The sequence below is a fragment of the Pseudaquabacterium inlustre genome (genome assembly GCF_038066595.1).
Lineage (GTDB): Bacteria > Pseudomonadota > Gammaproteobacteria > Burkholderiales > Burkholderiaceae_C > Pseudaquabacterium > Pseudaquabacterium inlustre.
The window spans coordinates 521,391-535,690 of sequence record NZ_JBBUTH010000011.1; the positions used below are offsets into that span (position 1 = coordinate 521,391).

Annotated in this window: 7 protein-coding genes; 4 read left to right on the forward strand and 3 right to left on the reverse strand. The window is 68.3% G+C overall.

Annotated elements, in window-relative coordinates:
- Positions 1–33: 33 nt before the first annotated feature.
- Positions 34–3,348 carry an acetyl-CoA carboxylase family protein gene (locus AACH10_RS25070; protein ID WP_341413276.1) on the reverse strand — a complete coding sequence of 1,105 codons (3,315 nt, stop codon included), beginning with the start codon at positions 3,346–3,348 and terminating at the stop codon, positions 34–36.
- A gap of 8 nt (positions 3,349–3,356) precedes the next feature.
- On the reverse strand, positions 3,357–4,976 hold the full coding sequence (locus AACH10_RS25075) for an AMP-binding protein (RefSeq protein WP_341413277.1): 1,620 nt from the start codon (positions 4,974–4,976) through the stop codon (positions 3,357–3,359).
- 212 nt (positions 4,977–5,188) lie between these two features.
- Here AACH10_RS25075 and AACH10_RS25080 point away from each other — a divergent pair, with 212 nt between their 5' ends.
- Together AACH10_RS25080 and AACH10_RS25085 are read left to right on the forward strand one after the other, a co-directional pair.
- Positions 5,189–5,860 carry a TetR/AcrR family transcriptional regulator gene (locus tag AACH10_RS25080; protein WP_341413303.1) on the forward strand — a complete coding sequence of 224 codons (672 nt, stop codon included), beginning with the start codon at positions 5,189–5,191 and terminating at the stop codon, positions 5,858–5,860.
- The gene (locus tag AACH10_RS25085) at positions 5,857–7,131 is read left to right on the forward strand and encodes a branched-chain amino acid ABC transporter substrate-binding protein (protein ID WP_423228660.1); all 1,275 of its coding nucleotides are present in this window, start codon (positions 5,857–5,859) and stop codon (positions 7,129–7,131) included. Before AACH10_RS25080 ends, AACH10_RS25085 begins: the two co-directional genes overlap by 4 nt.
- 151 nt (positions 7,132–7,282) lie before the next feature.
- Here the strand turns inward: AACH10_RS25085 and ileS are convergent, their stop codons facing one another.
- The gene (gene ileS, locus AACH10_RS25090) at positions 7,283–10,147 is read right to left on the reverse strand and encodes an isoleucine--tRNA ligase (protein WP_341413278.1); all 2,865 of its coding nucleotides are present in this window, start codon (positions 10,145–10,147) and stop codon (positions 7,283–7,285) included.
- A 328-nt stretch (positions 10,148–10,475) separates the two neighbouring features.
- Here ileS and AACH10_RS25095 point away from each other — a divergent pair, with 328 nt between their 5' ends.
- Together AACH10_RS25095 and AACH10_RS25100 are read left to right on the forward strand one after the other, a co-directional pair.
- A complete protein-coding gene (locus AACH10_RS25095) occupies positions 10,476–11,021 on the forward strand; it encodes a PEP-CTERM sorting domain-containing protein (RefSeq protein WP_341413279.1) in 546 nt (181 codons plus the stop codon).
- Positions 11,022–11,333: 312 nt separating this feature from the next.
- The coding region (locus tag AACH10_RS25100; protein WP_341413280.1) for an SdrD B-like domain-containing protein at positions 11,334–14,300 on the forward strand (2,967 nt) is incomplete at its 3' end.

Genomic DNA, 14,300 nt, shown 5'->3' on the forward strand with positions numbered 1-14,300 from the left:
GGCCGGCCTGACAGCGCAGGCCGGGCGCGGCGCCTACCAGCAGTCGATGAAGCGGCGGCCGATGTCGGCCGCGCCGCGGCGTGTGGCGGCGCCGGCGCTGTCCAGCCCCCGCACCAGCCAGGCGCGGGTGTCGGCGGGGTCGATCACGGCGTCGATCTCCAGCGTCTGCGCCATGTTCAGCGCCGAGCCGTTGGCGTACTGCTGGGCCACCAGCTTGTCGTACAGCGCGTCGCGCTCTGCGCCCGCGGCGGCCGCCTCCAGCTCCTTGCGGTAGCCCAGGCGCACGGCGCCCTCCAGGCCCATGGCGCCAAACTCGCCGGTGGGCCAGGCGACCGTGAACACCGGCGCATCGAAGCCGCCCACGGCCATGGCCTGGGCGCCCAGGCCGTAGCCCTTGCGCACCACCACCGTGAAGCAGGGCACCGTGAGGTGCGCGGCCGTGACGAACAGCCGGCAGGCATGGCGCACCTGGGCCTGGCGCTCGATCTCGGGGCCGACCATGAAGCCGGGCGTGTCGCACAGCGTCAGCACCGGCAGGCCGTGGGCATTGGCCAGCTGCAGGAAGCGCGCGCCCTTGTCGGCGGCCTCGGGGTCGATGGCGCCGCCCAGGTGGTGCGGGTTGTTGGCCAGCAGGGCCATCGGCCGGCCGGCGATGCGGACCAGCGCCGTGACCATGCCGTGGCCGAAGCCGGCGCGCAATTCCAGCACCGAGCCCTCGTCGGCCAGCGTGCGGATCAGCGCGCGCATGTCGTAGGCGCGAAGCCGGTTCTCGGGCACGGTGTGGCGCAGCGCGCGGGTATCGCCGTAGCGCCACTGCCCGTCGCCCAACCGCCCCTGGAAGTAGCCCAGGTACTGCTTCGTGGCCGCCACCGCGGCGGCCTCGTCGTCGACCAGGATGTCGATGACGCCGTTGCGATTCAGATCCGCTGCAGGACCGATCTCCTCGGGCTTGTAGACGCCCAGGCCGCCGCCCTCGATCATCGCCGGGCCGCCCATGCCGATGTTGGCGGACCGGGTGGCGATGATGGTGTCGGCACAGCCCAGCAGCGCCGCATTGCCGGCGAAGCAGCGGCCGTGCACGATGCCCACGAACGGCACCTGGCCCGACAGCGCCGCGAACTGGCTGAAGGTGTGGTTGTTCAGGCCCGCCACGATGGGCATGTCCACATCGCCCGGCCGGCCGCCGCCACCTTCGGCGAACAGCACGGTGGGCAGCTGCCAGTCGTGGATGACCTTGAGCAGCCGGTCTTTCTTGTGGTGGTTGCGCCAGCCCTGGGTGCCGGCCAGCACCGTGTAGTCGTAGGCCAGCACCGCCGTGCGGCTGCGCTCGGGCCCGAACTCGCGCCCGTTGACCGCGCCGATGCCGGTGACCATGCCATCGGCCGGCGTGTTGCGCTGCAGGTCATCGAGGCTGCGGCGGCGCTGCTGGGCGGCGATGGCCAGGCCGCCGTATTCGATGAACGAGCCGTCGTCGCACAGGTCGGCGATGTTCTCGCGCGCGGTGCGGCCGCCTTGCGCATGACGCTTGGCCACGGCCTCGGGGCGGGACGCATCGTCGGTGAGCGCGATGCGGTCGAGTGCGCGCTGCAGGTCGGGGCGGATGTGGTCGGGGCTGCGCGTGGCGGCCTCGTCCACCGCGGTGCCGGCGCTGTCTTCGGGGGCCAGCCACAGCAGCACCTGGCCCTCCTGCACGAAGTCGCCCTCGGCCACGCGGCGCGCGGCCACGCGGGCGGCCAGCGGTGCGGCGATGCCGTGCTGCATCTTCATCGATTCCAGCACCAGGGCCTCGGCGCCATCGGCCAGCAGCGCGCCTTCGGCCACGCTGAATTGCACCAGGCGGCCGGCCATCGGCGCGCGCAGCGCCTGCAGGCCGGGTGGCGGCGTGTCGTCGGCCACGGCGGCGGCTGGCGTGGCGGTGCTGGCGTGGTGGGCGTCGGCGTGCGCGGCCAGCAGCGGCTGCAAGGCAGGCCATTCGGCCTCCAGCCAGCGCGTGTGCACCGCGTGGCCAGCCAGCGCTGGATGGTCGGCCAGCGCGCGCAGCAGCGGCAGGTTGGTGGCCAGGCCTTCGATGCGGCACTCGCCCAGCGCGCGACGCGAGCGGCGCAGCACATCGGCCCAGCCCTCGGCGCCATGGCCGGGGTGGTGCACGATCAGCTTGGCCAGCAGCGTGTCGTAGTGCGGCGAAGGGCTGAGGCCCTGGCGCGCCTGCGTGTCCACGCGCACCCCAGGCCCGGCGGCGAAGTCGCAGCGCGTCAGCAGGCCGCTGACGGCCTGGGCCTGGCCTTGCGCATCCAGGCGCTCGGCATTGATGCGCCACTGCACGGCAAAGCCGCGCGGGGCGGGTGGCGCGGCCGGGTCCAGACCCAGCGAAGCCAGTGAGCGGCCGGCGGCGATCGCGATCTGCGCGCTGACCAGGTCCACGCCGGTCACGGCTTCGGTCACCGTGTGCTCCACCTGCAGCCGCGGGTTGGCCTCGATGAACACGAAGGGCAGGTCGGTGGACGACTCGTCGACCAGGAACTCGAAGGTGCCCAGGCTCTGGTAGCCGCTGGCGCGCGCCAGCGTCAATGCGGCCTGCACCAGCTGCTGGCGCAGTGCGTCGGGCAGCGTGGGGCTGGGGGCGATCTCCACCAGCTTCTGGAAGCGGCGCTGCAGCGTGCACTCGCGCTCGCCCAGCGCCATCACCTGGCGGCCGTCGCCGATGACCTGGATCTCGAGGTGGCGGGCGCGCGGAATCAGGCGCTCGGCATACACGTCGCCGATGCCGAAGGCCGCCTGCGCCTCGGCGCTGCAGCGCGCGTAGGCCTCGGGCAGATCGGCCGGGGCGATCACTGCGCGCATGCCGCGGCCGCCACCACCGGCCACGGCCTTGAGCATCAGGCCGCAGTGCGGATCGCGGGCGCGCTGCTCGGCGAAGAAGGCCTGCAGCTCGGCCAGCGTGGCCGCGCCGGTGCCGGGCAGCAGCGGCACGCCATGCTCGGCCGCCAGTGCGCGGGCGCGCGCCTTGTCGCCGAACATCGCCAGTTGCTCGGGCGCCGGCCCGACGAAGGTGATGCCGGCCGCCGCGCAGGCGCTGGCGAAATCCGCCCGTTCACTGAGGAAGCCGTAGCCTGGATGCACGGCGTCGCACCCCAGACGCTGCGCCGTGGCCACCAGCGTGGCGATGTCCAGGTAGGCGGTCGGGCCGGTGGCCTCCAGTGCCACGGCCTCGTCGGCCAGCAGCGTGTGCGGCGCGCCCACGTCGTCGCGGGCATAGACGCTGACGGTGGCGATGCCGAGGTCTTGCGCCGCGCGCAGGATGCGCAGCGCGATCTCGCCGCGGTTGGCGACCAGCAGTTTCTTGAACATCATGATCCTCAGACTTGGTCCTTGAGCAATCGGCGCAGCACCTTGCCGGCGCCGGTGGCAGGCAAGGCTTCGATGAAGCGCACGCTGCGCGGCGCCTTGTAGGTGGCCATGTTGTCGCGCGCCCACGCGATCAGCGCCGCCTCGTCCACGTCAGTGCCCGGCTTCTTCACGATGAAGGCGCGCACCACCTCGCCCTTGTCGGCATCGGCCACGCCGATCACCGCGGCCTGGGCCACGGCCGGGTGCTTGATCAGGATCGTCTCCACCTCTTCCGGGAACACGCTGTAGCCCGACACCTTGATCATCTCCTTGAAGCGGCCGATGAAGGTGAGGTAGCCCTCGGCATCCAGCACGCCCATGTCGCCGGTGTGCACCCAGCCGTCGCGCAGGGTCTTGGCGGTGGCCTCGGGCTTGTTCCAGTAGCCCTGGAAGCTGCCGCGGCTCTTCAGCACGATCTCGCCCACGGCGCCGGCGGGCTTCTCGGCGCCGGTGTCGGGGTCGAGGATGCGGATCGTGACGCCCGGCGCTGGCCGGCCGTGCGTGCCCCAGCGGATGGCCTCGCGCGGCATGTAGGTGTCGCAGGTGTGGGTCTCGCTCAGGCCGTAGGCGGCCTCGAAGCTTTCGCAGTTCGGTGCATGCGCGCGCCACTGCGCGGCCAGCGGCTCAGTGAAGGTGATGCCGAAGCTGGTGACCGGGTTGACGCGCAGGCTGGTCAGATCCATCTCCTTCACGCCCGGCACCTGCATGCAGGCCACGTTCATCGGCGCGATGCTGTACCACCAGCTGACGCGGTGGCGGGCAATGGCCTGCAATGTGGCCACCGGGTCGAAGCGGTGCAGCAGCACCGTGGTGGCACCGGTGAACAGCGTCACGTCGATGCCCATCAGCATGCCGGCGATGTGGTACAGCGGCGCGATGGCCAGCAGCACGTCGTCGCCCCGCACGCCGTTGCAGCCGGCGCAGGCCGCGGTCTTGAACAGCGCGTTGTCGTGGCTGAGCATCGCGCCCTTGGGCAGTCCGGTGGTGCCCGAGGTGTAGGTCATCAGCGCGGTGTCCGCCAGCGTCACCTCGATGGCCGGCGCCGGGGCGCCGCTGCGCATCACGGCCAGAAAGTCTTCGCAGCCTGCGGGCACCTCGCGCGGCGCGCTGCGCAGCGCCTGCAACTCGGCCGGCACATCGAGCGTGGGGTGCTCGGGCAGCAGATCAGCGTAATGCACCACGAACACCTGCTGCAGCGCGGTCTGCGCCCGCACCTGCTCGACGATGGGCAGCAGCGGCGCGGCGGCCACGATGACGCGGGCCTTCAGGTCGTCGAGCTGGTACTGCAGCTCATGCGCCTTGTTCAGCGGGCCGCAGGGGCAGACCACGGCGCCGGCCTTCTGGATGCCCACATGCGCCACCACGTACTGCGGGCAGTTGCCCATGAACAGCGCCACCGGCTCGCCGCGCTGCACGCCGCTGGCCACCAGGCGCGCGGCAAAGGCGTCGCTGGCCGCGTCGAGTTCGGCATAGCTCAGGGCTGCGCCGTACCACAGGAAGGCGGGCTTGGCCGGTTGCGTTCGAGCGTACTGGCGCAGGTAGGCGTGCAGCGGCGCGGCGAGCGGGATGTCCACGGTGCGGTCGCTCATTCGGCCCCCTTGCTGCTGCGCGCCGTCCCCCCGTGGGGGAATTCGCTCTTGAAGCGGTTCTGCGAGCTCATGGCGGGCTCCGGTTCGGGTTAACGATGTCACGGCCGGGCTTGCTGTGGGTGGCCGGGTGGTAGAAGAATGCTACTCATGGGTAGCTTGTCATGCGCTCGGTGAATCCACCTGTCTCCGCCGCGTCAGCCGGGCCGGGGCCTGTGGCGCGCGGGCAGCGTGGGCCGCGGCAACGCCAGCCCACGGCCGGCACCGATGCCAAGCGCGAGGCCATCCTGCGCGCCGCCGAGTCGCTGTTCCACACCCAGGGCTATGCGCGCACCACTATCGACCAGGTGGCCGAGCGGCTGGGCGTGACCAAGCCCTTCGTCTATTACTACTTCCGCAACAAGCAGGAACTGTTCGAGACGCTGAGCTGGACGCCCGCGGTGGCCTGCTTCACCGTGCTGGACGACGGTACGCTCGATCAGCTGCCCGCGCACCAGCAGGCCGCGCAGGCGCTGGAGCGCCTGATCCGCGCCACGCTGGCGCATTACCCGGCGGCCTTCTTCTCGTACCGCGAGCCGCAGGCCTACCGGCCCGAGTACCTGGCCGAGCAGAAGCGCCTGGCCCACCACTTCTACGACAAGTTCTGCGCCCTGCTGGAGCGTGGCCGTGCCGAGGGCACGCTGCGCTTCGCCGCCGACCAGGAGACGCGCATCACCGCGCTGGCGGCCTGCAGCCTGCCGGGCTTTCTGTACAGCTGGTACCGCCCCGAGGGGCGGCTGCCGGCCGAGGCCGTGGTGCAGCAGCTCAGCCGCCTGGCCTGGCGCGTGATCGGCCTGGCCGACATGCCCGATCCAACCCCAACTGCCCAGAGGAGACGCTGTCCATGATCCGCAAGACCCTTCGCACCACGGCCATGGCGGCAGCACTGATGACCGGCCTGTTGGCCGCGCCGCAGGCTGGCGCGGCCGACAGCAGCTTCAAGCTGGCCTTCATCGATCCGCTGTCGGGGCCGTTCGCGTCGGTGGGCGAGCTGATGCTGGCGCATGTGCAGTTCGCGGTGGCCGACATCAACGCCAAGGGTGGCGCCAACGCCGGCGCGGCGGGCAAGGTGAAGCTGGACCTGCTGCAGTTCGACAGCAAGCTGTCGGCCCAGGAAAGCCAGAGCGCGCTGCAGTCGGCCATCGACCAGGGCGCGCGGGTGATCGTCACCGGGGGCTCGGGCTCCACCGTGGTGGCGGCGCTGATCGACGCGGCGGCCAAGCACAACGAGCGCAACCCCGACCGCCAGGTGATCGTGCTGAACCACTCGTCGATCGACCCCGACCTGACCGGCAGGCGCTGCAGCTTCTGGCACTTCCAGCTGGAGGCCAACACCGCGATGAAGATGAAGGCCCTGGCCAACACCATCAAGCGCACGCCCGAGGTCAAGAGCGCCTACCTGCTGAACCAGGACTATGCCCATGGCCGGCAATGGGCCAAGTACGGGCAGGAGCTGGTGGGCCTGGCGCGGCCGGATGTGAAGTTCGTCGGCAGTGACTTCCACCCCATCGGCCGGGTGAAGGACTTCGCGCCCTACCTCAGCAAGGTGAAGGCCGCGGGGGCCGACACGCTGATCACCGGCAACTGGGGCCAGGACATGACCCTGCTGCTGCGCGCCGCCGCCGATGCGGGCATGAACCTGCGCTACTACAACCACAGCGCGGGCGCGTTCCCCGGCACCGTGACGGCCATGAGCCTGGCCAAGCTGGGCCAGCTGACCTGGGTGGCCGAGTGGCACCCCGGCCAGGCCGACACCCCCAAGGTGGATGCGCTGGCCAAGGCCTTCAAGGTCAAGAGCGGCAAGGACTTCCTGGCGCCGCGCATCGACATGACGCCGCGCTTCGTGGCCGCGGCCATCGAGAAGGCCAAGTCGCTGGAGCCGATCAAGATCGCCCGCGCGATGGAAGACCTGAGCTTCGACACCAGCGTGGGCCCGGTGCGCATGCGCGCCGAGGACCACCAGCTGCTGCTGCCCCAGGTGGTGAACACCATCGCGCCGGTGGATGGCAAGGCCGTGAAGGTGGGCTACGAGGGCACGAACTGGGGCTTCCGCACCGATGCAGCCTTTGGCGGCAATGAGCTGGCGCAGGGCACGGAGTGCAAGATGGTCAGGCCCTAGAAATGGAGCACCCGGCCTCGCGGATACGCGAGGCCACCCGCCGAGCGGGTGCGGGCCGGCTTGGGGCGGCCCGGCGCTCAGCCCGCTGTCGCCGATCCCATGCAAAAGGGCCACCCGAGGGTGGCCCTTGTTCATTGGCGCAAGGCCGGCATCACGCCACCGTGCGCACCTCGCCCTCGCCATGCAGGTTGCTGGTGCAGCGGCCGCACAGCGTGGGGTGGGCGCTGTCGTGGCCCACATCGTCGCGCCAGTGCCAGCAGCGCTCGCACTTCTGGGCGTTGCTGGGCGTCACGGTGATGGCCAGTTCCGGCGCTTTGGCCAGCTGGGCCACCGAGGTGATGAACACGAACTTCAGGTCCTCGCCCAGGCTGGCCAGCAGGCCGTGGGTTTCCGGCGGTGCGGCCACGGTCACGTTGGCCTGCAGCGACGAACCCACGCCGCCCTCGGTGCGCACGGCCTCGATGGCCTTGTTCACCGCATCGCGCACCTCGCGCACGGCGGCCCACTTGGCCAGCAGTGCGGCGTCGGGCGTGGCGCCCACGTCGGCGAAGTTCCAATAGGTCTGCAGGAAGATGCTGCCCTGGCCCGGCGCGAAGATGGCCCAGGCTTCTTCGGCGGTGAAGCTGCAGAACGGCGCCATCCAGCGCAGCATGGCGTGCGTGATCTGCCACAGCGCGGTTTGCGCGCTGCGGCGTGCCAGGCTCTTGGGCGCGGTGGTGTAGAGGCGGTCCTTCAGCACATCCAGGTAGAACGCGCCCAGGTCTTCCGAGCAGTACACCTGCAGCTTGGACACGACCGGGTGGAACTCGTACACCTCGTAGTGCTTCAGGATCTCGGCCTGGAACTCGGCCGCGCGCGCCAGCGCAAAGCGGTCGATCTCCAGCATCTGCGCGGCCGGCACCGCATCGGTGGCCGGGTCGAAGTCGCTCACATTGGCCAGCAGGAAGCGCAGCGTGTTGCGGATGCGGCGGTAGGCATCCACCACGCGGGCCAGGATCTTGTCGTCGCCGGCGATGTCGCCCGAGTAGTCGGACGCCGCCACCCACAGGCGGATGATCTCGCCGCCCAGCTTCTGGCTCACGGCCTGCGGCTCGATGCCGTTGCCCAGGCTCTTGCTCATCTTGCGGCCCTGGCTGTCCACGGTGAAGCCGTGGGTCAGCAGGCCGCGGTAGGGCGCGCGGCCGTAGATGGCGCAGGCCAGCAGCAGCGAGCTGTGGAACCAGCCGCGGTGCTGGTCATGGCCTTCCAGGTACAGGTCGGCCTCGGGGCCCACGTCGTGGTGGCCCAGGCTGCCGCCGGTGTTGGCATGCGTGCCGCGCAGCACATGCCAGAACGTGCTGCCCGAGTCGAACCACACCTCCAGGATGTCGCTGCTCTTGGTGTAGTGCGGCGCATCGGTGGCGCCGAGGATGTCTTCCACCGTGGCGCGGCTCCAGGCCTCAATGCCGCCTTCCTCGACGATGCTGGCCGCTCGGTCCAGGATGGCCATGGTGTCGGGGTGCAGCTCGCCCGTCTCCTTGTGCAGGAAGAAGGGCACCGGCACGCCCCAGCTGCGCTGGCGGCTGATGCACCAATCGGGCCGGTTGGCGATCATGTCGCGCAGGCGGGCCTTGCCGTTCTCGGGGTAGAAGCTCGTGTGGTCGATGGCGTCCAGCGCCATCTGGCGCAGCGTCTTGGGCGCCTTGTCCTTGGTGAACACACCCTCGCCCTCGTCCATGCGCACGAACCACTGGGCCGCTGCACGGTAGATCACCGGGCTCTTGTGGCGCCAGCAGTGCGGGTAGCTGTGGCTGATGGTCTCGGTGGCCATCAGATGGCCGGCGTTCTTCAGCGCCTCCAGGATGACCGGCACGGCCTTCCAGATCTGCTGGCCACCGAACAGCGGGAAGTCGGCCGCGTACACGCCATTGCCGCCGACCGGGTTCAGGATGTCGTCCACGCCCATGCCGTGGGCGCGGCAGGAGTTGAAGTCGTCCACACCGTAGGCCGGCGACGAGTGCACGATGCCGGTGCCGTCGTCGGCGGTGGCGTACTCGGCCAGGTAGACCGGGCTCAGGCGGTCGTAGCCGGCGTCCACATGGGCCAGCGGGTGGCGGAAGTTCAAGCCGCCCAGCTTCTCGCCCAGCGTGGTGGCCAGCACCGTGCCGGCGATGCCGTAGCGTGCCAGGCACTTTTCCACCAGGCTGGCAGCGAGCACCAGCAAACCCTTGTCGGTGTCGACCAGCGCATATTCCAGCACCGGGTTCAGGTTCAGCGCCTGGTTGGCCGGAATGGTCCATGCCGTGGTGGTCCAGATGACCACGAAAGCGGGTTTGTCGAGTTTGTTCAGGCCAAATGCGGCCGCGAGTTTCTCGGGCTCGGCCGACGGGAATGCCACGTCCAGCGTCTGGCTTTTCTTGTCGGCATATTCAATTTCGAACTCGGCCAGCGACGAGCCGCAATCAAAACACCAGTAAACCGGCTTCAAACCCCGGTAGACAAAACCCCGCTCGATCACGCGCTTGAAGGCGCGGATTTCACCGGCCTCGTTGGCGAAATCCATCGTGCGATAAGGTTTCTTCCAGTCGCCCAAAACCCCCAGGCGCTGGAAATCCACCATCTGCTGGGCGATTTGCTCGGTGGCGTAGGCGCGGCTCTTGGCCTGCATGTCGTCACGGCTGAGCGTGCGGCCATGCTTCTTCTCGATCGCGTTCTCGATCGGCAGGCCGTGGCAGTCCCAGCCCGGCACGTACTGGGCGTCGAAGCCGGCCAGCTGCCGCGCCTTGACGATCATGTCCTTGAGCACCTTGTTGACGGCGTGACCCATGTGGATCTGGCCGTTGGCGTAGGGCGGGCCGTCGTGCAGGATGAACTTGGGGGCGTTGCAGCGTGCATCGCGCAGCCGCTGGTACAGGCCGTCGTCGTTCCACTGCTTCACCCAGCCCGGCTCGCGCTTGGGCAGGTCGCCGCGCATCGGGAACGGGGTGTCGGGCAGGTTCAGGGTGGCGCGGTAGTCCGGGGTGGTGGAGTCGGTCATGGCGGCGGGCGCCGAGCGGCGGCGCGAGAAGGCTTGAATTCAAGGGGGGGGGGCGCACACAGAGGTCGAAGACCGTCTGTTGGCGGCGGCCCGCGCGGGCTGCCGCACCTGGCGCAGGTGGCACCTAGATCGTCGCGGTGCGTCGAATTCGGTCGCGCGTCAGCTGGCGGCGCGTGGATGCGTGGCCGCAGTTCGTCCGATGCTTGGCGTCGCCCATCGGGCGATTGTACGGGTGCCTGTGCGGGCGCCTGCTCGGGGGGCCGCGTGGTGCCCGTCGGGCAGGCTGGCGCGGCTGGGTGGGGGCTGTGCCGTCCGCGGCGTCAAGTGCATGTCGCCGTCGCTGGACGAGAAGCTCCTCGAATCCAGTGCTTTTGCAGATTTTGCACGGCAGGGTTTCACGGTAGCGGGTGTTGCGGGGCGAGGCCGTCGCCTATTGATCTTCGGCGTCGGGCAGCATGCCGGGCGGTTGCTGCATGTGTCTGCAGGTGTCGCGCGGGTTGCTGCAAGGGCCGAGCTCCGGTGGCACGTCGGAAAACTTGACGATCGCTTGTCGGGAGTTCTTGTTCCGATGCCTAAGTGGTTGATCTTGCGACGGGCCATGTCAGATGGCACAAGATTTGCTGAAAATGAAGGTTCGTGCGGAAGTGTGAACGAGCGCACGACTGCCGAGTCGGGCGCAAAGTTGTTGTTCTCTTTGGTTGGAGTGATCATGAAATCGATTCTGAAGTTTGTTGGCGCCGTTGCGCTTGGTTCGTTCGCAACCGTTGGCGTGGCTATGGCTGGCCCGAACCTGGTGCCGGAACCGGGATCGATCGCCCTCGTGGGTTTGGCCGTTGGCGCCTTGGTCGTTGCCTCTCGCGGTAGCAAGAAGTGATCGGATCCGCGGGCTTTGACTGGCCCGCGGCTTCTCGTCCATTCACGGTATGGGACGCGCCTTTGTCCGCTTTGGGTAAGGCGGGAAGCATGGCCCCGTGAAAGTCTGACCTGCGTTGAGGCGCAGGTAAATCTCCATCAGGGCTTGCGCACCCCTTTTAATACCGCGCCTTTGGCCATGAGGATTGGCGTGATTTCGGTATCGCGCAGTCTTTTGGCAATGTTGCATTCACCCGATCGGCCTTGGTCGGGTGGATCTGAAATCGCTCGCTTCACTGGCCAAATTTTAGTACTGCAGAGGTAGGCACGACTTATGACCACATTCACTATCCGAGTTTCTTCGTCGGCCACCAACACTTCTGGTACCGCTTACGGTCAGCAACCCGACTTGGGTGCGCCGAGTTTCCTGGATATGGTGGTGACGGGTAGCACGGACCCGGTCTTGGTCAATGGTCGATATGATGCATATTGCCTGAATCCGATTCTTGATATTTCAGTGAATACGGCTTACAGCGCTACCAATAGCGCTGGCAATTCGGGCGTGGCGTTCACGCCCATCGGGTTCGGCAGTTTGTCTCAGGGTCAGGTTGATCGGTTGAACTGGCTGCTCGCTCAAAACTTCACGTCAGACGCAAAGTTCGCCGGGCAGTTCAACTTCGGTGAAGTACAGATGGCGATCTGGAAGATCGTCGGGTTCACAGACGCCCAAATCGAGAGCGCGGGACTTGATCGATTCCTGAGCGACAACAACCGTCAGGTCGTCAGCACTGTCGATGTGGAGTACTTGCTGGCTGCCTCGCAGGCCGCGGTAGCCAGTGGCAATGGTGTTGTTCCGTCCGATGCCTATTTCACCGAGGTAATTGACCCCGCTGGTGACGTTCAGCCGTTGATCGTCCAACTGCAGAGCGGAAAGATCGGCAACTTCGTCTGGGCCGATGGCAATGCCAATGGCGTGCAGGACGTCGGCGAGGCCGGTGTGGACCGGGTGATCGTCGAACTTTACGACGGCAGTGGCAACCTGATCGCGAGCACCCTGACCGGTGATGACTACAGTACGGCTACGGTTGAACATGGCTACTACCAGTTCACCGGGTTGAAGGCTGGCAACTACCAAGTCAAATGCGTCGCACCGGCCTACAACTTCACAGTCAAGGACGTGTCGGGGAACGGTCAAGACAGCGTTGACAGCGATGCCGATGCGGCTGGTTTGACTGGAATTATCAGTTTGGCGGCCGGCGGCAGCAATCAGTCGCTTGACGTCGGTTTGCTTGCCAAGGTGCTACCGGGCGCCATCAGCGGCACGGTTTACCACGACACGAACAACGACGGGCTGATCAACAGCGCGGACCAGGGCATTGCTGGCGCGACGGTGACGCTGACGGGCACGGACGACCGCAACCAGCCGGTGAGCGTGTCGGTGACCACCGACGCGAACGGCAACTACAGCTTCGAGGGTCTGCGCCCGGGCAGCTACACGGTGACGGAGACGACGCCGGCGGGCTACCTGGATGGCCGCGACACGGCGGGCACCAACGGTGCGAGCGTGACGACCAACGACACCATCGCGGTGACGCTGGGCGCGGGCCAGAGCAGCACGGCGAACAACTTCGGTGAGGTCAAGCCGGCGAGCCTGGCGGGCCATGTGTTCTTCGACGCGAACGACGACGGTTCGCGCAGCGGCGACACGGGCATTGGCGGCGTGACGATCACGCTGACGGGCACGGACGACCTGGGCGCCAGCGTGACGCTGACGACCACGACGCTGGCCGACGGCAGCTACCAGTTCGACAACCTGCGCCCTGGCACCTACACGGTGAACGAGGGCACGGTGCCGGCGGCGTACCTGGACGGCAAGGACACGGCCGGCACGATCGGTGGCGTGAGCGTCGGCGCGGTGAGCAACGACCAGATCAGCGCGATCACGCTGAAGTCGGGTGACGCGAGCATCGAGAACAACTTCGGCGAGATTGCGCCGGGGTCGGTCAAGGGCACGGTCTACCACGACACGAACAACGACGGGCTGATCAACAGCGCGGACCAGGGCATTGCTGGCGCGACGGTGACGCTGACGGGCACGGACGACCGCAACCAGCCGGTGAGCGTGTCGGTGACCACCGACGCGAACGGCAACTACAGCTTCGAGGGTCTGCGCCCGGGCAGCTACACGGTGACGGAGACGACGCCGGCGGGCTACCTGGATGGCCGCGACACGGCGGGCACCAACGGTGCGAGCGTGACGACCAACGACACCATCGCGGTGACGCTGGGCGCGGGCCAGAGCAGCACGGCGAACAACTTCGGTGAGGTCAAGCCGGCGAGCCTGGCGGGCCATGTGTTCTTCGACGCGAACGACGACGGTTCGCGCAGTGGCGACACGGGCATTGGCGGCGTGACGATCACGCTGACGGGCACGGACGACCTGGGCGCCAGCGTGACGCTGACGACCACGACGCTGGCCGACGGCAGCTACCAGTTCGACAACCTGCGCCCGGGCACCTACGCGGTGAACGAGGGCACGGTGCCGGCGGCGTACCTGGACGGCAAGGACACGGCCGGCACGATCGGTGGCGTGAGCGTCGGCGCGGTGAGCAACGACCAGATCAGCGCGATCACGCTGAAGTCGGGCGAGGCGAGCATCGAGAACAACTTCGGCGAGATTGCGCCGGGGTCGGTCAAGGGCACGGTCTACCACGACACGAACAACGACGGGCTGATCAACAGCGCGGACCAGGGCATTGCCGGCGCGACGGTGACGCTGACGGGCACGGACGACCGCAACCAGCCGGTGAACGTGTCGGTGACCACCGACGCGAACGGCAACTACAGCTTCGAGGGTCTGCGCCCGGGCAGCTACACGGTGACGGAGACGACGCCGGCGGGCTACCTGGATGGCCGCGACACGGCGGGCACCAACGGTGCGAGCGTGACGACCAACGACACCATCGCGGTGACGCTGGGCGCGGGCCAGAGCAGCACGGCGAACAACTTCGGTGAGGTCAAGCCGGCGAGCCTGGCGGGCCACGTGTTCTTCGACGCGAACGACGACGGTTCGCGCAGCGGCGACACGGGCATCGCGGGCGTGACGATCACGCTGACGGGCACGGACGACCTGGGCGCCAGCGTGACGCTGACGACCACGACGCTGGCCGACGGCAGCTACAAGTTCGACAACCTTCGCCCGGGCACCTACACGGTGAACGAGGGCACGGTGCCGGCGGCGTACCTGGACGGCAAGGACACGGCCGGCACGATCGGTGGCGTGAGCGTCGGCGCGGTGAGC

Bases quoted from the DNA above. Each gene is read 5' to 3' on its own strand.
- AACH10_RS25095 (WP_341413279.1), top strand. From the start codon at position 10,476: ATGTCGCCGTCGCTGGACGAGAAGCTCCTCGAATCCAGTGCTTTTGCA.
- ileS (WP_341413278.1), bottom strand. From the start codon at position 10,147: ATGACCGACTCCACCACCCCGGACTACCGCGCCACCCTGAACCTGCCC.
- AACH10_RS25075 (WP_341413277.1), bottom strand. From the start codon at position 4,976: ATGAGCGACCGCACCGTGGACATCCCGCTCGCCGCGCCGCTGCACGCC.
- AACH10_RS25070 (WP_341413276.1), bottom strand. From the start codon at position 3,348: ATGTTCAAGAAACTGCTGGTCGCCAACCGCGGCGAGATCGCGCTGCGC.
- AACH10_RS25085 (WP_423228660.1), top strand. From the start codon at position 5,857: ATGATCCGCAAGACCCTTCGCACCACGGCCATGGCGGCAGCACTGATG.